The sequence below is a fragment of the Allokutzneria albata genome (assembly GCF_900103775.1).
Taxonomy (GTDB): Bacteria; Actinomycetota; Actinomycetes; order Mycobacteriales; family Pseudonocardiaceae; genus Allokutzneria; species Allokutzneria albata.
Genome location: NZ_LT629701.1, coordinates 64,804 through 83,278, shown reverse-complemented (window position 1 = coordinate 83,278; position 18,475 = coordinate 64,804). Strand labels below are relative to the sequence as shown.

Genomic DNA, 18,475 nt, shown 5'->3' with positions numbered 1-18,475 from the left:
CCCTGCGCCTCTAGGGGCGGGCGCGGACCTCGATCCGGTCGAGCAGCACCCCGCGCAGGGGATCGGTGACGACGCCGGAGAGCGCCTTGGACCAGTAGAGGTGGCCGTGCGCGCTCCACAGCGGCGTCATGGGCAGATCGCGCAGCACGGTGTTCTCCGCGAGCCGGTAGTACCGAGGAGAGGCCGCGGGCGGCGCCGCGGCGGCCTCGCCGAGCATCGAGTCCACATCGGAGCCGGTGCCGCTCAGCAGCGGTTCGAGCAACGCCTGCGGGCTGGGGTAGCCGGCATCGGCACGGAGCACGTAGGGGCCGTCGAAGCTCTTGCCCGCCAACGCTTTTCGGTACTCGTCGCCGGGCAGCCCGCGCACCAGGACCTCGGACAGCGCCAGCCCCGACCGCAGCTGCTCCGCGATCCGCGACACCCAGCCGCGCTGCCCCGCCTCCTCCTGCTCGTAGTACAGCGTCAGCGTGCTCAGGCCCGTCCCGCCCTGGCGGAGCAGCACCCCGGCAGCCTGCGCGTCGTGCGCGCACGGGCGGCAGGAACCCGGAGCCGCCTCGCCGGTCAGCGCGGGCGGCACGAACGAGGCCGCCGCCGTGACCTGGTGGCCCAGCGGCCCGGTGGCCAGTGCGGACCTGTCGATGGCGAGCGAGATCGCGTGCCGCACCGAGGGATCGGCGAAACGCTTGTCCGCCAAGGGAAACGCGAGATAGGTGGCTTCGGGGGCGGGCCAGTTCCAATGCCGGTCCGCGTACTGCTGCTGCATCGCGGCGTGCCTGACCGATGGGACCTCGGTCGCCAGGTCGAGCGTGCCGGCGGAGACCTGCGCGAACTGGTCGGCGGGATCGTTGATCACGCGGAAGTCCACGCCCCGCGCCTTCGGCCGCACCGCGCCGGCGAATCCGGCGAACGGTTCGACGCGTGCTCCCTTGTCCCGCACCCACGGCACCGTCAACCGGTACGGCCCGTTGCCGATCGGGCGCTCGGCGAAGCGGTCCCAGTCCCGCGAGGCGAGCACCGACTCGGGCAACGGCAGCAGCGCCGGAGAGGTCAACGCCTTGGGGAACTCGCCGAGCGGGCGGCCCAGCCGCACCTCGATCGTGCGTTCGTCCACCGCGCGCAACCCGGCGACGCGCAGCTGCTCGGTGAGCACCCGGGCGCCCGGCCAGCCCTCGCGCATCGAGGCCTCCCACGCGCCCACGTAGGACCGGGCGGTGACCGGGCTGCCGTCGTGGAAGCGCCACCCCTGGCGCAGCACGACCGTCCACACCAGACGGTCCGGACTGGTGACCGACTCGGCCGCGAGCGGAACGGGTGGTTGGTCCGCGGCGCCCAGTTCGGTCAGCGGTGTCCACAGCGCCCCGGTGATCTGGCGCCCCGGCAGGTCGGCCACCCGGCCGGGCAGCAGGCTGGCGGGTTCGCGCACGCCGACGGAGAGCACGCCGGGCTCGGCGGACGGCCCGCCGGAACACCCCGTCAGCAGGAGCGTTCCTACAGCCAGAGCAGCCAGTGTGCGACGCATGGCCTGAAGCCTACGAAAACCCTTGAGAGAAATCGTTAACGGATCTAAGTTCCCTTCCGGACATCGGAGCAACGGGGGTGCGTGATGCCAAGGCGTTCAGCTCTGCTCACCGCGATCACGGCGGTCGTCCTCGCGATGGGGGTGCCCGCGTGGGCGTGCGGTGACGCCCCCGCCTTCGGCACCGCGCCGGAGTCCGGCCACGCCCACTCCGCGGGCACGCCCAAGGCGTCGAAGAGCTCGGCGGCCAAGAACGTGGAACTGCTGGGCACGTTGCCCGAGGCCCAGGGCGCGATCTCGATCAACTTCCTCCAGTACTCCCGCCCGCACCGGGACGTCATGATCGTCGCGGGCGAGTTCGGCCTGAAGTCCTACGACATCACCGCCGACCCCGCCAAGCCCCGCCTGCTGAGCGAGATCTCGATGCCCGGCATGTGGGAGATGGAGGACACCGAGGTCGACCCGGAGCGCAAGCTGATCTTCCTCGCCCGCGATCCGCGCGCGTTCGGCGGCACCACCGCCACCGGCAAGTCCGGCGTCTACATCGTGGACGCCGCCGATCCGGCCAAGCTCGACACGATCACCTTCGTGGAGATCCCCGCCGGCCACACCACCAGCTGCGTCAACGACTGCCGCTACCTGTGGACCGGCGGGCCCGCCAAGGCCAGCCACATGCCCGCGGACTGGGGCGGGCGCCCGGTCTGGGTGACCGACGTGCGCGATCCGCGCAACCCGAAGGTCTACCCCAACCCGATCGACACCGCGCGCAACGACGGCAAGACCGACTACGCGCACGACGTGCAGGTCGACGCGGACGGTGTCGCCTGGGTCTCCGGCCGCGGCGGGGTCCGCGGGTACTGGACGGAGGGCCTGCGCTTCGACCCGGTGCAGCGCAAGCTCCGCAGGGCCACGGCGGTCGACCCGGTGCCGTTCGCCGGCGGCGGGATCTCGGAGCTGTCCGCGACCAGCAAGTTCCTGCACAACAGCTACCGCCCGGTCGGCCGCAGGACCCTCGACGGCCCCGACGTGGGCGCGTGGGGCTACGGCCAGACCGTGTTCGCCACCGAGGAGAACTTCGCCGACGGCTGCGCGGCGGACGGCGTGCTGGTGATCTCCTCGCTGAAGGGTTCCTACGGCGGCGAGGGCTGGCGTTCCACCCCGGAGAACCCGTACCGGCTGAACACGATCGGCACGTGGAGCGTCGCGGGACAGGAAGGCAGTGACCCCGACAACGGGAACTGTTCAGCGCACTACTTCGACGTCCGCGGCAAGGTCCTCGCGCAGTCCTTCTACGGCCAGGGCACCCGCTTCCTCGACATCAGCGATCCGAGCAGGCCGAGGCAGGTCGGCTACTTCCGCCCCGCAGACGGGCTTTCGTGGCAGCCGCTGTGGCACCGCGGCCTCCTCTTCGTCGCCGACAACGTGCGCGGCGTCGACATCCTGAGGTTCACCGGGGGCAAGTGATGAGTCGTGCTGCTCTGGTCACGGGTGGTTCGCGCGGTATCGGCAGGGCGATCGTGCGCCGCCTCGCCCGCGACGGCGCGCACGTGGTGTTCAGCTACGTCAGCAACGCCGAGGCCGCGGCCGAGGTCGAGCGCCTGGTCGCCGAGGAGGGCGGGAAGGCGCACGCCGTCCAGGCCGACCTGTCCGAGCCCGGCTCGGTCGAGAAGCTGTTCGAGGCGGCAGGCGAACACCTCGACGGGCTGGACATCCTGGTCAACAACGCCGGGACCGCGATCCCCAAGCCGCTGCCCGAGCTGACCGAGGCGGACTTCGACCTGCTGATCGCCTTGAACACCAAGGCGGTGTTCCTGGCCGTGCAGCACGCGGCGCGGCACATGCGCGACGACGGCCGGATCATCACCGTCTCCACCGCGAACGTGCACCTGCCCTTCCCCGGCACCTCCGCCTACGGCGCCAGCAAGGCCGCGGCCGAGCTGATCACGCAGGTCGCCGCGCGCGAGCTGGGCTCGCGCGGGATCACCGCGAACGTGGTCCGCCCCGGCACCACGGAGACCGACCTGCTGCTCTCCTCGAACCGCCCCGAAGTCCTGGAGATGCTGAGCCGGTTCACCACCCTGGGCCGCATCGGCCAGCCCGCCGACGTCGCCGACGTGGTCGCGTTCCTCGCCGGACCCGACGCGCGCTGGCTCACCGGCGAGATCCTCAACGCGACCGGCGGCCTGCACGCGTAGGCCGGTCCCCGCGCTTACGCACCGAATGACTCATTCAGTGCGTCAAGGTCACCGTCACCCGTAGTAACAGTGACGACTCGGAAACGCACTCGTTTGCCTGCGTCAGTCGGAGTGCAACATGCATTACGCTCCTCCTCCGGTCGCGCGCTCCTGCGTCGTCCGCAGCAACCGGAGGTGACCCGAGGCATGGGCAGCAATGCGCAACAACCCGCGGCACGAGGAGAGTGCCGCGATGCTTGAGCTCACCGTGCCGCCCCTGCTCGTCCTCGCGGCGCTCGCCGTGCTGCACCGCTTCCACGTCCTGAACAGGCTGTCCTTCCTCGGCCTCAAGCGCGCGCACCCGCTGCGCGATCTGGTCACGGCCTGGCGCACGCACCGCACGGCGGAAGCCGTCCGTGCCACCCGCACGCAGCCCCCGGCCGAGCCGCGCTCGCCGTACGAGGGCCGCCACCGCTACCGCGGGCCCATCGTGATCGCGCGCGGCCTCGAACCGCCGACCGTGCCGTTCCGGGCGGTACGACACGCACAGTCACGGAGCAGCTCGCGCAACCCGTTCCGCCTCGGCACGAAGAGCGCCCGGCTCCCGCGCGGCCTCAATCCCTCGCACAAGACAACGAAGACTGTCAGCCGGAATCCGGTCCGCCCGGGGAGCAGGCACTCCACCGCGGCGTGACGGGTCAGACCGCCTTCCCGGCGAGGGTGCCGGTCGCCAGCCCGGCGTAGGTCCGGCTCGTGGTGAGCAGTTCCGCGTGTGTGCCGACGGCTTCCACGCGGCCGGACTCCAGCACGACGATGCGTTCGGCGGCTTGCACGGTCGACGGCCGGTGCGCGACCACGAGCAGGGCGCACTCCCGCGTCACCCGGCGCAGCACCCGGGTCAGCGCGGCCTCGTTGACGGGGTCCAGCTGCGAGGTGGGCTCGTCGAGCAGGATCACCGAGGGGGAGGTGAGCAGCGCCCTGGCGATGGCGACCCGCTGCCGCTCCCCACCGGAGAGCCGCACGCCGTGGTCGCCGACCTCGGTGTGCAACCCGTGCGGCAGCCGCGACACCAGACCGCCGAGGTTCACCACGTCGACGACCCACTCGACCTCGGCGCGGCTGGTCTCCGGCGCGGCGTAGGTGATGTTGTCCAGCAGGGTCCCGCGCAGCACCGGGGTCTCCTGCTGCACCAGGCTGATCCTGGACCGCGTCGCGAACCGGCTCATCTCGCCGATGTCGTGCCCGTCGAGCAGGACCTTGCCGCTGACGGGCTCGTAGAAGCGCTCCGCGAGGGCCAGGACCGTGGACTTGCCCGCCCCGGACCCGCCGACGAGCGCGACGTGGGCGTGGCGCGGGACCGTGAAGGACACCCCGTTGAGCACCGGCCGCTCCTCGTAGCCGAACCACACGTCGCGGAACTCCAGCGCGGGGGGCTGCGGCCCGGCAACGGGCCCCGACGGCGCGGTGAAGACCCGCGCGGACGGCTCCGTGCCGGTCTCCTCCGGCAGCGCCAGCACCTCGCTGACGCGGTTCATCGCGCCGAGCCCGCGTTGCACCGTCCCGAACGCCTGGAACATCTCGGTCAGCGGTATCACGAGGTAGGTCGCGTAGAGCAGGAAGGCCACCAGTTCGCCGAGCGTCGCGCCGCCCTGGGCCACCCTGATGCCGCCGACGAGCAGCACGACCAGCATGGAGCCGTTGGCGGCGAGCTCGATGGCGGGCCCCACGACCGACTCCAGCTTGGCCATCCGCACCCCGGCGACGTAGGCCTCGTCGGCCCTGCGGCCGATGCGCTCGGTCTCGACGGCCTCGGCCCGGCTGGCCTTGACCGTCCTGATCGCCGCGAGCGCGCGCTCCAGGTCGGCCGCCATGTCGCCGACACCGGCCTGGCTGTGCTCGGAGGCGGTGCTGATGCGCCCGAGGAACCCGACCAGCGCCAGCCCCGCGATCGAGACGGTCGCCAGCACCAGCAGGAACAGCTGCGGGTCGATCCACAGCATCAGCGCGACGGCACCGCCGACACCGACGCCGCCCGCGACCAGGTCGACGAAGCTGAAGGCCACCGCGTCCCGCACCAGGGTGGTGTCGGCGTTGGTCCGCGAGATCAGGTCCCCCATGCGCTCCCGGTCGTAGATCCGCACCGGCAGCCGCAGCAGGTGTCCGATCATGGTGCGCCGCAGCACGCGCACCACCGACTCACTGGTGCGCTCCAGCACGTACCTGCCGAGGGTGTCGACCGCCGCGTGCAGCAGGAACAGGCCGAGCAGCACCAGCAGCACCGTGGCGGCGACCGGCTTCCCCTCCTGCGCCACCTCGACGATGTCCTTGACCAGCAAGGGCTGGGCCAGTCCGATCGCGGTACCGAGCACCGTGAGCAGCACGGCGACCGAGACCGCGCGCCAGTGACCCGACAACAGTCCGACGAACGCGATGAACCCCCCTCCGCGCTGCCGGCCGTGCTCGTCCTTCCCGCTCATCGCTGCCATCCCTCGTCCTGTCGGCACAACGGTCACACTCGTCCGGAAATACGCGGTGCGGCGATGGCGGTTCCGCCATCGCCGCACCCAGCGGGGTTTGTTCGGTCATGTGGGGCAACCAGTCACCACCAACGCCTGCGCCAGCGCCGGTCGCGACCCCAGCGGCCACGACGGCCGGTGACAGTGGCGAAAGTGCCTGCCTCAAGCAGCACCGGACTCTCGTATGTCTTCTTCATGTCCCTCCTCCCTTCGGCTCTCGTCGGGCTGTTGTTTCCGGGGGCCGCCTCCAACACTGCCGTCTGACCGTTCAACGCGAGTTCAGCAACGGTTCACCGTTCGCGGTCCGCCGGCGGACAGCCGACCCGCCAACGGTGAACGCGGTTCCGCGTCACGAAGATCGTCCGAAACCCGCGCCTCCTGGACGCGGGGCACCGCCTGCGCAGGGCACGCCGCCACGAGGGAACGCCCTCGCGCCGGTTCACGGAACCGGCCGCACGGCGAACAGCGTGCGGAAGTAGTCATCGCCGAAGCGCTCGCCGACGACGCGCCCCTGCGCCTCGACCCACGCGTGCGCGCTGAACGGCCCCACCTTGCGAGCCCCCACGCACCAGGACGGCCACGTGCCGGAACACCGGCACAGCAACGCGACGGCGATGGAGCGCGGCAAGCACCCTTGCGGTCCCCGGCACCAGGAGCTCACCGCCATGACCTCGTCGTAGGCGGTCTGCGCCCGCGCGTACCGGGCTGGGCGGGCACCGACGCGAAGACGGCGCATGATCGCCTCGATCCGGGCGGGCGAACGAGTCGCGAGCCGCTTCGCCACGAACACCGCCAGCGCGGCGAGCACCGCGCGCGACAACGGCGGGCGGGGCGGGCGTGGGCTCAACGTCATCGGAGCGCTCATGTCCGCCTCACTCGGCCAGCAGACCGGCGGCGCGGCACTGCTCCAGAAGGGCTTGCACGTCTCTGAGCGCGGTGCTGGGGTCGACGTCGAAGGCGCGCAGAACCGCGTCCACCGCCGCCTTTTCGTCACCGCTGTCCCGCACCGCGCTCAGCACGAGCGCCCCGGTGGGGTTGAGCGCCCAGTACCGTCCGGAGGACCGGTCGAGCAGGACCGCGCCGTAGTCGGTGCTGACGACCGAGACGTGCTCGTGCAGGACGGTCATGCCGTGTTCCTTTCCCGTGGCGAGGCGAGTTCGCGCACTCGCAACCACACCTCGCTGCTGACGGTCTGCTGGATGGCCTCGTGCCCGCTTCCCTTGTCGTAGGAGAAGCGCAGCGAGCCGCGCAGCGCGTTGACGTTGATCAGGCCGCGGTCTTCGAGCCGGGAGTTCTCGCACAGCGCGAGCAGATCCGCCTTGTTCTCGCGGAGCCCCGCCTCCTCCTCCGCCGACCCTTCCGCCTTGGTGGTTCGCGCGAGCAGGTGCGCGGGCACGATCCCGCGCAGCGCCGCCGCGGCCAGCGGCTTGTAGGCCGATGGCGTGTTCCGCTCGTACCGGCGTACCGCCAGGCACGCCTCGATGACCCGGTCGTCCTGGAACGGCGCTGCCAAGCCGATTCCCATCCGTTCCGCGATCTGCGCCTCGGCCCTGGTCAGCCGCCCGCCGAACCAGATGGCCATGAGGTCGGAATGCGTGGCGATCGGCCCGACCGGCGCCGCGTCCCTGGCGGCCTCGAGCACGGCGGAGCGGACCAGCTCCACGGCGTGGTCGGTGGCCCACGGGGGCATCCGGAACGGTCCGTCCCACTCGATGGCGGCGTCCCGCTCCGGCGGCCGGGGTTCGGTCAGCGACTTCGCCATCCGGGCCAGCCACGCCGCGTAGGACTCGCGCTTGGTCAGCATCCGCAGGGTCGCGCCGAGCGACCAGCGGGCCGCGGCGCGGTGGATCCGGAGATGGGACAACGCCTTCAGCGGCTTGGTCCGGAAGATCTCGAACAGGCCCTCCTTGCTGCCGGAGAGCACCTCGTCGCCACCGAGCCCGGTCAGGTGCACCCGCGCGCCGCGTGCCGCCAGCCTGCGCAGTCCGATGAGCAGCTGGGCGCGGTCGATGGTGGCGGGGCTCGGGGCGTCCATCAGGTCGTCCGCCCACGCGATCCCCTGGTAGACCAAGGGCATCTCCTCCCGCGTCAGCACCTCGTGCCACACGTGGGGGAGGTCGAGCACCGCCCGCATGCTCCAGTCCGCGTCGTCGTCGGCGGGGTCGCGGCCGAGCGCGGTGTAGGCGATCAGCTCGGCGGGTCCCCGCGCCGCGAGGAAGCAGATCGAGGTGGAGTCGATGCCGCCGGAGAGGTCGCAGCTGACCACACCGCCGCCGTTCACCCGCGCCTCGACCGCCGTGGTCAGCGCCGCGCGCACCACCGGCGCCGCCTCGGTGAGCGGAACCACCGCCTCCGGCGGCTTCCACCAGTGGACCAGGTGCGAGCGGTTCGCCCCGGCGACCCGGAGGTAGTGGTCGGGCGGAACGGCGTGCACCCCCTTCCACATCGGCCGGTCGGCGAGGGGGTGCGGCGGGCCGGGGTCGAGCAGGGACAACGCCAGTGCCTGGTCGTCGAGTTCGGCGTCGATCAGCCAGGCCAGGACGTCCGCCCGGTCCGCGGCGACCAGCACGCCCTCTGCCCGGCCGTAGAACAGCCTGCGCATGCCGGACACGGTGCCCTGCAACCGCTGCTGCCCGGCCAGCGACGCCAGCAGGTGGCTGCTCCCGGTCAACGCCCGCGCAAGCTGGTCGAGCTTGCCGACGTCGCTCATCCGCGACGCGGCGCCGCACAGGCTCCCCTCCTTGACCGGGCAGGTTCCCAACACGACGATCTGGGCCTGGCCCGCCCGCCCGGCCACCATGTCCTCGTCGATCCAGTCTCCGACCAGCCACGGACGCCCCGAGGGATGGGTAACCATGCGCCTCGCCGTGGTGAGCTTGTCGTACACGGCGGGGAGCTCGGTGTCGGGCAGAGCCGTGAACCAGCTCGCCTCCGATGCGATAGGTATTCCCACCCCGACAAGGGTGATCCGGCGTGGTTCATCGCCGGTTCAGCGGCGCTCTTTGCACCGGCAACAATCGTCGGAATTGCAATAAGTCCACATCACACGGCCTGATACAGCAAATGGCCCCCCTCTACTGGACCAGCGCCTTGCTTTCCGTCCGCAGACAACGCAATCTAGGGGCCCAGAAGGAGCAAGGAGGATTCATGTTCAGGGCATTGGGGATGCTGCAGGTGGATGCGGACGACGGAGAAACAATCCGCATTCCCGCCAGAAAGCAGCGGACTCTGCTCTGCGCACTGGTGCTGCACGCGAACGAATGGACGCCCGTGGCCCGGCTCGTGGAGACCGTCTGGCCTCGGCATCAGCCACCGTCGGCCAGGGGCAACCTCAAGACCTACGTGCACCACCTGCGGCGCGTCCTGCCACGGCGGCGCGGCGGCGGAGAGCGGCTCAGCAGCAGGCCCGGCGACTACCAGCTGCGCCTCGACCGCGGCGAACTCGACGCGTGGGTCTTCGAGGACCTGCTCGCCGAGGGCAGGCGCGCCCTCGCGGCCGGGCAGAACGCCCTCGCGGCCACGCTGTTGGAGGACGCACTGCGGCTGTGGCGGGGCAGACCGTTCTGCGAGCTGGCGACGGCGACGGCCGACGCCTACGTCGCCCGGCTCGAGGAGCAGCGCTGGAGCGCGCGGGAGGACGTGCTGGCGGCCAGGTTGGCGCTCGGCCAGCACCGCGAGTGCGTCGAGGGACTGCGGCAGCTGCTCACCGAACAGCCGCTGCGCGAGCACCTGTGGTGCCAGCTGCTGTGGGCGCTGTACCTGGGCGGAAGGCGTGCCGACGCGCTCGCCGCCTACCGGACGGTCCGCGAACTACTGATCAGCGAACTCGGTATCGAACCCGGAGAAGAACTCCAGCGCACGCATCAGGAAATTCTACTCTCCACACCCAGGGCCGAATGGCAGGGCGCCGCGCACAGCCCCATTTATCGGGCAACTGCCGCAATTTTCACGCCGACCGGCGCGCACCCCGCGAACTAATCGGTCAGCCGTCGCGGCGCTGCTCCCCGGCGAGGAAATGCGCAATTCCCTTCGTCGCGCCATACAAATCGCGATAGTTCCGGTAGAACCCGTCGTAGAGCTCATGGCGTTCCGGATCCGGGACCACCGTGCTCGCGACCGGGTTCCACGTCTCCGGCCGGTCGGCCGCGCCCGTCGCCACTCCGGCGAGCAGGGCGTCGCCGAGGCAGGCTCCCACCGTCTCCGCCGGGATGTCCTGCGGCCGGCCGGTGATGTCGGAGACGATCTGCGTCCACAGCCCGCCCTGCGTGCCGCCGCCGACCGCGACGAGCCGCGCCGCGCCGCCGCCCGCCTCCGCCATGGCCTCCAGGTTGTGCCGGACGCCGTAGCCGATCCCTTCGAGCGCGGCGCGGTAGAGCTCCGCCTGCCCGTGCCCGAGGGTCAGCCCGGCGATGATCCCGCGCGCGTCGGGGTCGAACAGCGGCGTCCGCTCCCCCGCGAAGTACGGCAGCACCAACAGGCCCCGGCTTCCCGGCGGCACGGCCGACGCGGAGGCCACCAGCCCGGCGAACTCACCGCCGACCAGCCCGCGCAGCCAGTCGGTGACCGAACCGGAGGTGGCCATGCCCGCGGCGAGCGTGTAGGTGCCGGGGAAGGCCCCGCAGGTTCCCCACAACCCGGAGTGCGGGCGCGGGCGGTTGAGCACCTGCACGAGGAACATCGTGGTGCCGTACATGATCATCGTCTCGCCCGGTGACCGGACACCGACGCTGACCGCCTCCGCCCACGCGTCGACCGTGCCCGCGGTGACCGGCAGTCCTTCCGGGAGTCCGGTGAGCGACGCCGCCGACGCGGTGACGCGACCGACGACCTCCGTCGGCCAAGCCAGCTCCGGCAGCGGCACCCCGGGCGCGACCGCCGCGGCCCAGTCGTGCGCCCAGTCCCGCGCGCCGAGGTCGTACATGGGCGTGCACTGGCTGGCCGAGTGGTGGTCCAGCACGTACCGCCCGGTCAGCCGGTGCACCAGGAACGAGCTGGCCATCAGCAGCATCCTGGTGCGGCCGTAGACCTCGGGCTCGTGCCGCGCCAGCCACCGCGCCTTCGGGCCGACCGCCTGGCTGGTCAGCCGGGAACCGCAGCGGGCGAGCACCGCCTCCGCGCCGAACTCCTCGGTCAGCTCGGCGATCTCCGCCGTGGCCCTGGTGTCGACGCCGTAGAGGATGCCCGGACGCAACGGCGTACCGGACGCGTCGGCGGGCAGCAGGCAGGGACCGATGCCGCTGACCGCGAGACCGACCGGTGAACGTCCGTCCAGTTTGGACATGAGTTCCCTGGTGATCTCGACGAAGTCCTGCCACCACACGGTCTCCGCGTCGTGCTCGAACCACCCCGGGTGCGGGGTGGACGTCCCGTGTGGACGGTCGGCGCGAGCGACCACCTCGCCGTCCACTGTGGTCAGAACGCCCTTCGAGCTGGACGTGCCGATGTCCACGCCGAGCAGCAGTTCGTTCGTCACGCCAACGCTCCTAGTGTGTGTTGATCCCGTTCGCCAGCCGCTCGGCGAGGTCGCGGTCGCGTGCCCGCGGGCTGACCCCGATCCGCCAGGTCCCGCCGAAGTAGTCGCCCGGCGCGATCGAACCGCCGTTGGGCTGCCACACCGACTGCCAGCAGATCGAGGACTCCCCGTCGGAGTACCAGCGGTTGGCCTCCGCCCACGCCGAGCCCCTGCGGTAGGCCATCGCCATCGTCGCCGACAGCCCGGTCGCCATCGCCCAGCGGGTGAAGCCCGGTGCGTCACCGCGCCGCGGGAAGACCTGGTCGTCGCCGAGCGTGCCGAGCCAGGTGTCCATCGAGAAGGCCAGCTCCCACAGCGGGTTCCGGGTGGGCGCGGCCACGTGCCAGCTCAGCGAGCTGTCGAAGCTGTCGGCGTGGAAGTCCAGCCTCCAGTCCACCGTGATCTTCTCCTGGCCGATCGGAACCCTTTGCAGGACAACCGTTCCGCCCTCGACCCGGACCCTCGCCGCCGCCCGTGCCTTCTCGGTCGCGCCGAAGAGCCCGACGCCCAGGTACGGCCCGGAGCCGCGGTGGTGGTTGTCCAGCAGGTTGCGCCAGCTGCCGTCGCGCATCCGCACGGACAGCTCGCGCAGCTCGGAGGTGGGCGAGGTCTGCACGTCGACGCGGTAGTCCGGCGCGGTGACCCGGACCCCGCGGAAGGTGGTCTGCCAGTTCAGCGGCGCGAGGTACACCCCGCGCTGGCCCCATCCCGCGTGCGTGACCCAGTGCCGCCCCTCCGCGAAGACCACCTCGGCGGCGTGCGAAGGGATGTTGCCCACCCAGGAGTTCGCGTTGAAGTTGAGCGGGTCCTTGCTGCGGAAGACGTCCGTGCCCACGTAGCCGCGGCGCGGGCCGATGAACAGGTACCAGTCGCCGCCGCGCTGCACCAGGAAGGGCGACTCGGTCATCACCCCGCCGAGCGGTTCGGAGTAGGCGAACCTGCGACCGCTCCAGTGGACCAGGTCGTCACTCGTGCGGTAGGCGACGACGAAGTTCCCGCCGTCCGGGTACACCGTCGCGGTGTAGAAGACGACCCACCGCCCGTCGATCCGCGTGACGAACGGGTCGCGGGCGTCGAAGCCGTCGCGGAACAGCGGGCCGCCGGGGTGGCGGGTCCACGTCCGCAGATCGGTCGAGGTGGCCAGGTTGATGGCGTAGAAGCTGTGGTCGGCGTCGCCGCCGCAGTAGAACATGTGGTAGCGGCCGTCGTGGAAGATGATGTGCGGCGCCCACAGGTGCGCTTCCCCGTGGTAGCCGGGGTCCGCGCTCATCACGAAGGGCTGCTTCGCCCACGGACCGTGCAGCGAGGGCGCGGTCGCGTGGGCGAAGTGCTTCTCGTCCAACGGGTTCAACGGTTCCGCGTGGGTGATGCCGATCAGGTGCCAGGTCCCGGCGGCATCGCGGACGAACGTGTGGTCGTTGAGGTACCAGTTGCGGTCCTCACCGACCGTCGGGTCGTAGAGGTGGCGCCACTCGCCCGCGCTGACCTCGTCTCGGACTTCGCTGTACTCCTGGAGGGACACTCCGTCCGGTAGCGCGGGCATCTCCGCTCACCCCCTGGTGAACTCGTCCAACTCCACTCCGAGCAGCTCGCAGGCGGCCCTGACCTCGGCGCGCCGATCGCCGGGGACCGCGTGGATGTGGTTGGCGCCGAAGCGCGAGAGGAAGTCGTCGGCCTTGGCGTCCAGCCGTGCGAACGCGTGCGGCCACTCGAAGGTGGACTGGCGCATCAGCTGCGTGTTGGTCTCGTCGTCGTAGGTCTCGAAATCGCCCAGCATCAGGTGCATCCGGTAGTTCCCGCCGCGGCGGGTCAGCCGGGCCAGCGTCATCTGCCCGGGTGCCGCGAGGTGGTGCACGGAGGCGCCGCCCGCGGGGAAGAAGAACACCTCCGGGTAGAAGTGCACCTTGCCCAGGTTCTCCAGCGGGTCGTCGCTGCGCGCGGCGTACCAGGTGGCGTGCTGGCCGGAGTTGCACAGGTCCCAGATGTCGCGGTCGGCGTGGTAGTGCCGGACGTCGGCGAACAGCACCGGGGTGCGCGCGATGTGCTTGAGCAGCTGCATCGTCAGCGCGCCGTCCATGTCCGCCTCGGTGGCGCAGACGTGGGTCTCCTTGGGGCCGTTCCAGTCGTAGGGGTCGTTGAGGAAGGCCTCGACGATGTCCATGGTGGCGAAGTACTGGGTCATCTCCGGCTGGCCCTTGATGCCGGAGAAGTCCAGGTTCCACTCGTCGATCAGCTCGCGCATCGCCAGGTACGAGCGGATCTGCCGCTCCAGCAGCTCCGGCGTGAGCTTCTTGCCGTCGTAGTGCACCCCGGCCGCGTTGGTCTCCAGCCACTCGCGCGCCCTGGTGACCTCCTTCTGGTCGGCCAGCTCGGAGCGCCGGACGATCTCCCACTGGTCGATCTCCTCGACGTCCACGCCGAAGACCGACTGCCACTGGTCGGTGTTGGCCACCGCGGTGTTCATGCCCATGGGGCGCCCGCCGATCCGGCCGAACGTCGATCCGCGCAGCGCCGCCACGGCCGCCGAAGCCGTGGCCTGCACGCCGATCTTGTCGATCAGCGCGCGCTCGTCCGGGTCGCCCCACAGCCGGGTGTGCTCGCGGCCGATCTGGTCCAGCGCGCCGCCGCCCGCGAGCATGCCGACCATGCCGGGCTGCACCGGGTCGATGTTGGACAGCAGCAGCAGCGGTCCCGGCGTCGCGCCCGCCGCCAGCATGGTGAAGTGCGGGAACGCCCAGACCGCGTAGTGGAAGACGGTGAGGTCCACCCCGGCAGCGGCGACCTGGCGGGCGACCGCGCTGGCGCCGGTGTTGGTGGCGACGATCTCCTTGCCGCGCACCACCTCGTGACCGGCCGCGGTGAGCCGGTCGACCAGTTTGTCCTCGGTGGTCGCGATGAACTCGCGGATGCCGTCGTGCACGTAGTCACGACCGTCGGAGAAACTGATCACGCCGATCCGGGCCACGGTGCCCTCCAGGGTCACGATTGGCGACTGAGACACGATTCAACACAAAACAAGGCAGAGCACGAGCAATCGTTTTCTCGGAAGCTATGCTCAGCGGTGACGGCTGTCAATAGGCCGATGGCGCACGAGGAGCCCTTGCGATGACGACGATCAGCGATGTCGCGGCACTTGCCGGTGTCTCCACCGCGACGGCTTCCCGTGCCCTGAATGGGAAATCCTCCGTCGACCCGGTGCTGGCCGCCCGGGTGGTGGCGGCGGCGCAGGAGCTGGGTTACCGCCCGAACGGGTTGGCGCGCAACCTCCGCAGGCGGGAGACCGCGGTGCTGGCGCTGATCATCTCCGACGTGGAGAACCCGTTCTTCACCGCGATCGCGCGCGGTGTCGAGGACGTGGCGCAGGCCGCGGGCTACTCGGTGGTGCTGTGCAACACCGACGAGGAGGCGGCCAAGGAGCGCCGCTACGTCGAGGTCGCGATAGAGGAGCAGATGGCGGGCGTCATCCTGTCCCCCTCCGGGGTGGCCGGCGCGGTGGAGGCGTTGCGGGACAGGCGAACCCCGATCGTGGCGGTGGACCGCCCGCTGCCCGGCGAGCCCACCGACACGGTGCTGGTGGACAGCCGCCAGGCGGCCAGGCAGGCGACCGTGCACCTGGCGGAACAGGGCTACGAGGTCATCGGCTGCCTCACCGGCCCCTCCGGCGTGCGCACCGCGGACGACCGGCTCGCGGGCTACCGCGACGGGCTGCGCGCCGCCAAGCGGCGCAGCGCGACCAGGCTGGTGCGGCGCACGGAGTACCGCTCCGCGGGCGCGCGCGAGGCGACGCTGGACCTGTTGTCGCAACCGGAACCGCCGGACGCCCTGCTCGTCGCCAACAGCGCCATGGCCGTCGGGGTCCTGCAGGCGTTGGCCGAGCTGCGCCTGCGCCCCGGCCGCGACGTCGGCGTCGTGGCCTTCGACGACGCGCCCTGGGCGGAGCTGCTGGACCCGCCGCTGACCGTGGTGGCCCAGCCCGCCTACGAGATCGGCACCCTGGCCGCGCAGCTCCTGCTGAACCGCGTCACCGGCTCCCACAAGGAACCGACCACCACGACCCTGTCGGCCCAGCTGGTCGTCCGCGGGAGTTCCCGGCGCCGCTGAACGGCAGCGCTGATCGACGGAGCCGGGAACCGCTCATCACCCGCCGGTGGTGCCCTTCTTCGGCGAGATCGGATCGCGGTCGGTGCGGACCGCCGGTCCGCGGTCCTTCGGCGACCAGTCCATGCCCTGCGGCGCCACCCGCGTCACGACGCCGCCCGGGTCGAAGGGCGCGACGAACGACCGCACGTGGTAGCCGCTCGCGCTCCACGGAGCCGAGCCGAGCACCGGCCGCAGCGTGATCGACAGCGACCGTTTGCCCGCGCTGAGCTGCGCCGGAACCGTGAACGCGTCCTGCAGCCAGCGGTGCTCGGCGTTGCCGTACGACTGCTGCCACGTGCCCGCGACCGTGCCGTCCACCAGCACCTCGACCTGCTGACCGGCCTTCGCCTGGTCGGCCGTGCGCACGAGCTGCACACCCGAGTTCGCGGGCTCGACGGCGATCCTGAAGCCGACAGCGCCCGTGGCCGCGGTGACCTGCGACGTGGCGACGGAGTGGTCGTTGTCGCCCTCGAAACTGGACGTCACCGCGCTCACCGTCTCGCCGACCGCCGTGTAGCCGTGCTCGGCGCGGCTGGCCAGATCGGTCGGGTTGAGCCGGTCGGTCTCGCGCAGCGTCGACTGGCGCTGGCCGTACCAGTACGACGTGGAGCTGTAGTCCGCGGGCACGTCCGCCAGAGGTCCGTGCTCGATACCGAAGCGCAGCCCCGTGGAGAACGGGATCGCGTCCGGCACCATCAACCGGTAGGCGCCCGTGCAGTCGAACTGGCAGCCGTCGCCGCCGATCTCGTGCACGGGGTAGCCCGCCAGCGGCATGGCGAACGCGCCGGTGCGGAAGTACCACCCCGCCTCGTAGAAGTCCTCCGTTCCGGTGCCGTGCTGGATCGGCGTCAGCAACCCGTCCGCGTAGGCGCGCTCGTCGCCTTCGAGGTAGAGCCGAGGCACCTCCACCGCCAGCGGGAGCTTGCCGCGCATCGAGTGGGTGACGCCGTAGAACACCCCGCGGCCCACGGTGTCCACGAACGACCAGTCCTTGCCGTTCTCCGTGGCCGACCGCCGGTGCGTCGCATTGAAGTAGCCCAGGGAACCGTTGGCGCGCAAGCGTTCCGGCACCGCGCGGTCCGCCGCCGATGTCACCTCGACCGCGGCACCGGTGATGCGGCGCCCGCTGCCGTTGACGATCTCCACGACGGCCCGCTGCGCGTACGGCATCGGCCACCACGAGGTGTACCAGCCGTCCTTGTGCGGGTCCATCGCGAACATCAGCGACCGGACGTCGTACTCGCCGAGCCCGGAACCGAAGAACTCGCCGATCGGCGCGTCCACGGTGGTGTTGCCGTCGAAGGTGATCCGCAGCCGGGCACCGGCCAGCACCTCGTCGGAGGCCGTCACCAGCGCGGGATCGGTCGGGTAGTAGAAGTGCCGCCTGCCCTGCCACTGCTGCCGCTCCACCCGGTAGCCGTGCGCGGCCTCGACGCTGAGGTGGTTGTGGCCGAGGTCGACCACGTCGGTGCGCACCCAGGCCCCGTCGACCAGGCTGTGCACGTCGTAGCGGAACTCGTTGTAGTCCACAGTGGACGACACGAACTCGTTGCGGACGAACAGTGTCGACTTGCCCGCGGTCAGCGCGGGCGCGAGGTCGACGCTCTGGTCGGCCCAGGTCATCGGACCGATCTTGGACTCGTGGTACCACTGCCCGGCGGGGCGCCCGTCCACCAGCAGGTTCGCCCTCTGCTTCTCGATCTCCGGGTCGAACCGCCTCGTCAGCCGCACGCCGGAGTTCCGCGGGCTCACCGCGACGGTGAAGGTGCTGGAGCCGCCCGCGCCGAACGCCCTGCCGTCGTCGTCGACCGCCGGGCCCGGCACCACCTGCGGCAACCGCACCCGAAGCGCGCTGATCTGAGCGGGCCCGGACAGCTCGGCCAGCCGCGCGGTCGCGCCCGGCTCGATGTCAGTGGTGGACCGCGTCGTGTGCGATCCCGGGCGGGTGGGTTTCGGGTCCGCGAGGCCGAAAGACCGCAGTTTCTCCACCACGTCGGTCGCCCGGTCGGCCGGGTCGAAGGTGGGAACGCCCACCGCGTCGGGGTAACTCCGGTAGACCACGTGGTGGAACAGCGGGTTGTGCTGCGTGGTCACCTTCATCGACCGGCGGAACGGCATGGGCACCTTGATGACCACGCCGCCGGAGGTGTCGTCGCGGTTGCCGACCAGCGGCCAGACGAACGGCGCGCCGAGCTTGCCGTCGACCACGTCCTGCAGCTGGGCGTTGAGCACGGTCCGGCCGTCGAGCTCCACCTTGATCCAGCCCGTCCTGGTGACCACGCCCTCGTCGCGGGTGAACCAGATGGAGCCGATCTCGCCCGCCCCGGCGCGTTCGGCGATCACGCAGCCGGTGAGGTCCTGGCGCAGGCAGGAGTACTTGCCGTCGAATCCGTCGTTGTTGCGGCCGGTGCGGTCGTAGCTGGAGAACTGGCGGGTCTCCGAGGGGCCGCGCAGTGCGGCCATGCCGTCGAGCTGGCGGTAGGTGGCCCAGCCCAGCGGGCCCTTCTCGGACGGTGCTGACTGGGCGGTGGCTTCCGGAGCGGCGGCCACCGCGACGATCGCGAGCAGGAGTGCGGACAGTAAGGGACGCTTCTTGCGCATGACAATCCCATCTCTG

Annotated in this window: 15 protein-coding genes; 5 read left to right on the top strand and 10 right to left on the bottom strand. The window is 71.2% G+C overall.

Going from position 1 to position 18,475, the window contains the following annotated elements; genetic code table 11:
• Positions 1 to 10: 10 nt before the first annotated feature.
• On the bottom strand, positions 11 to 1,519 hold the full coding sequence (locus BLT28_RS00375) for a peptide ABC transporter substrate-binding protein (RefSeq protein WP_030431881.1): 1,509 nt from the start codon (positions 1,517 to 1,519) through the stop codon (positions 11 to 13).
• 84 nt (positions 1,520 to 1,603) lie between these two features.
• Between BLT28_RS00375 and BLT28_RS00370 the strand changes: the two genes are divergently transcribed.
• The 3 genes from BLT28_RS00370 (at position 1,604) to BLT28_RS00360 (ending at position 4,384) form a co-directional block, all read left to right on the top strand.
• Positions 1,604 to 2,980 (top strand): LVIVD repeat-containing protein, encoded by a 1,377-nt coding sequence (locus tag BLT28_RS00370; RefSeq protein ID WP_030431882.1) that lies wholly within the window; start codon positions 1,604 to 1,606, stop codon positions 2,978 to 2,980.
• Complete coding sequence (locus BLT28_RS00365) at positions 2,980 to 3,711, top strand: SDR family oxidoreductase (RefSeq protein ID WP_030431883.1); 732 nt, start codon at positions 2,980 to 2,982, stop codon at positions 3,709 to 3,711. The genes BLT28_RS00370 and BLT28_RS00365 overlap by 1 nt, the downstream gene beginning before the upstream one ends.
• Before the next feature lie 232 nt (positions 3,712 to 3,943).
• Entirely contained in the window at positions 3,944 to 4,384 is a 441-nt protein-coding gene (locus tag BLT28_RS00360) for a hypothetical protein (protein WP_156051362.1), read from the top strand.
• 4 nt (positions 4,385 to 4,388) lie between these two features.
• On the opposite strand, the gene BLT28_RS00355 is transcribed toward BLT28_RS00360, so the two are convergent.
• The 5 genes from BLT28_RS00355 to BLT28_RS00340 all read right to left on the bottom strand — a co-directional run bounded on the left by BLT28_RS00355 (position 4,389) and on the right by BLT28_RS00340 (position 9,159).
• Entirely contained in the window at positions 4,389 to 6,167 is a 1,779-nt protein-coding gene (locus tag BLT28_RS00355; RefSeq protein WP_162184891.1) for an ABC transporter ATP-binding protein, read from the bottom strand.
• A 122-nt stretch (positions 6,168 to 6,289) separates the two neighbouring features.
• Positions 6,290 to 6,403: a keywimysin-related RiPP gene (locus tag BLT28_RS39570; protein WP_156051364.1), complete on the bottom strand. Its 114-nt coding sequence runs from the start codon at positions 6,401 to 6,403 to the stop codon at positions 6,290 to 6,292.
• Positions 6,404 to 6,645: 242 nt separating this feature from the next.
• Positions 6,646 to 7,071 (bottom strand): lasso peptide biosynthesis B2 protein, encoded by a 426-nt coding sequence (locus tag BLT28_RS00350; RefSeq protein WP_030431886.1) that lies wholly within the window; start codon positions 7,069 to 7,071, stop codon positions 6,646 to 6,648.
• Between the two features lie 7 nt (positions 7,072 to 7,078).
• Positions 7,079 to 7,333 (bottom strand): lasso peptide biosynthesis PqqD family chaperone, encoded by a 255-nt coding sequence (locus tag BLT28_RS00345; RefSeq protein WP_030431887.1) that lies wholly within the window; start codon positions 7,331 to 7,333, stop codon positions 7,079 to 7,081.
• The gene (locus tag BLT28_RS00340) at positions 7,330 to 9,159 is read right to left on the bottom strand and encodes an asparagine synthase-related protein (protein ID WP_156051365.1); all 1,830 of its coding nucleotides are present in this window, start codon (positions 9,157 to 9,159) and stop codon (positions 7,330 to 7,332) included. Before BLT28_RS00340 ends, BLT28_RS00345 begins: the two co-directional genes overlap by 4 nt.
• 194 nt (positions 9,160 to 9,353) lie before the next feature.
• Between BLT28_RS00340 and BLT28_RS00335 the strand changes: the two genes are divergently transcribed.
• Positions 9,354 to 10,184, top strand: a complete 831-nt coding sequence (locus BLT28_RS00335; RefSeq protein ID WP_162184892.1) for an AfsR/SARP family transcriptional regulator — start codon at positions 9,354 to 9,356, stop codon at positions 10,182 to 10,184.
• Between the two features lie 4 nt (positions 10,185 to 10,188).
• Here the strand turns inward: BLT28_RS00335 and BLT28_RS00330 are convergent, their stop codons facing one another.
• Genes BLT28_RS00330 through BLT28_RS00320 form a run of 3 tightly spaced genes read right to left on the bottom strand, consistent with a single transcriptional unit; the run spans position 10,189 to position 14,683 of the window.
• Entirely contained in the window at positions 10,189 to 11,679 is a 1,491-nt protein-coding gene (locus BLT28_RS00330) for an FGGY-family carbohydrate kinase (RefSeq protein ID WP_030431890.1), read from the bottom strand.
• 10 nt (positions 11,680 to 11,689) lie between these two features.
• Positions 11,690 to 13,261 (bottom strand): family 43 glycosylhydrolase, encoded by a 1,572-nt coding sequence (locus tag BLT28_RS41145; protein ID WP_081900592.1) that lies wholly within the window; start codon positions 13,259 to 13,261, stop codon positions 11,690 to 11,692.
• A 6-nt stretch (positions 13,262 to 13,267) separates the two neighbouring features.
• Positions 13,268 to 14,683, bottom strand: coding sequence for an L-fucose/L-arabinose isomerase family protein (locus BLT28_RS00320; RefSeq protein WP_030431892.1), 1,416 nt, complete (start codon positions 14,681 to 14,683; stop codon positions 13,268 to 13,270).
• 140 nt (positions 14,684 to 14,823) lie between these two features.
• Here BLT28_RS00320 and BLT28_RS00315 point away from each other — a divergent pair, with 140 nt between their 5' ends.
• A complete protein-coding gene (locus BLT28_RS00315; protein WP_030431893.1) occupies positions 14,824 to 15,819 on the top strand; it encodes a LacI family DNA-binding transcriptional regulator in 996 nt (331 codons plus the stop codon).
• A gap of 36 nt (positions 15,820 to 15,855) precedes the next feature.
• Here the strand turns inward: BLT28_RS00315 and BLT28_RS00310 are convergent, their stop codons facing one another.
• Positions 15,856 to 18,459 (bottom strand): glycoside hydrolase family 172 protein, encoded by a 2,604-nt coding sequence (locus BLT28_RS00310; RefSeq protein WP_063766652.1) that lies wholly within the window; start codon positions 18,457 to 18,459, stop codon positions 15,856 to 15,858.
• Positions 18,460 to 18,475: the final 16 nt, after the last annotated feature.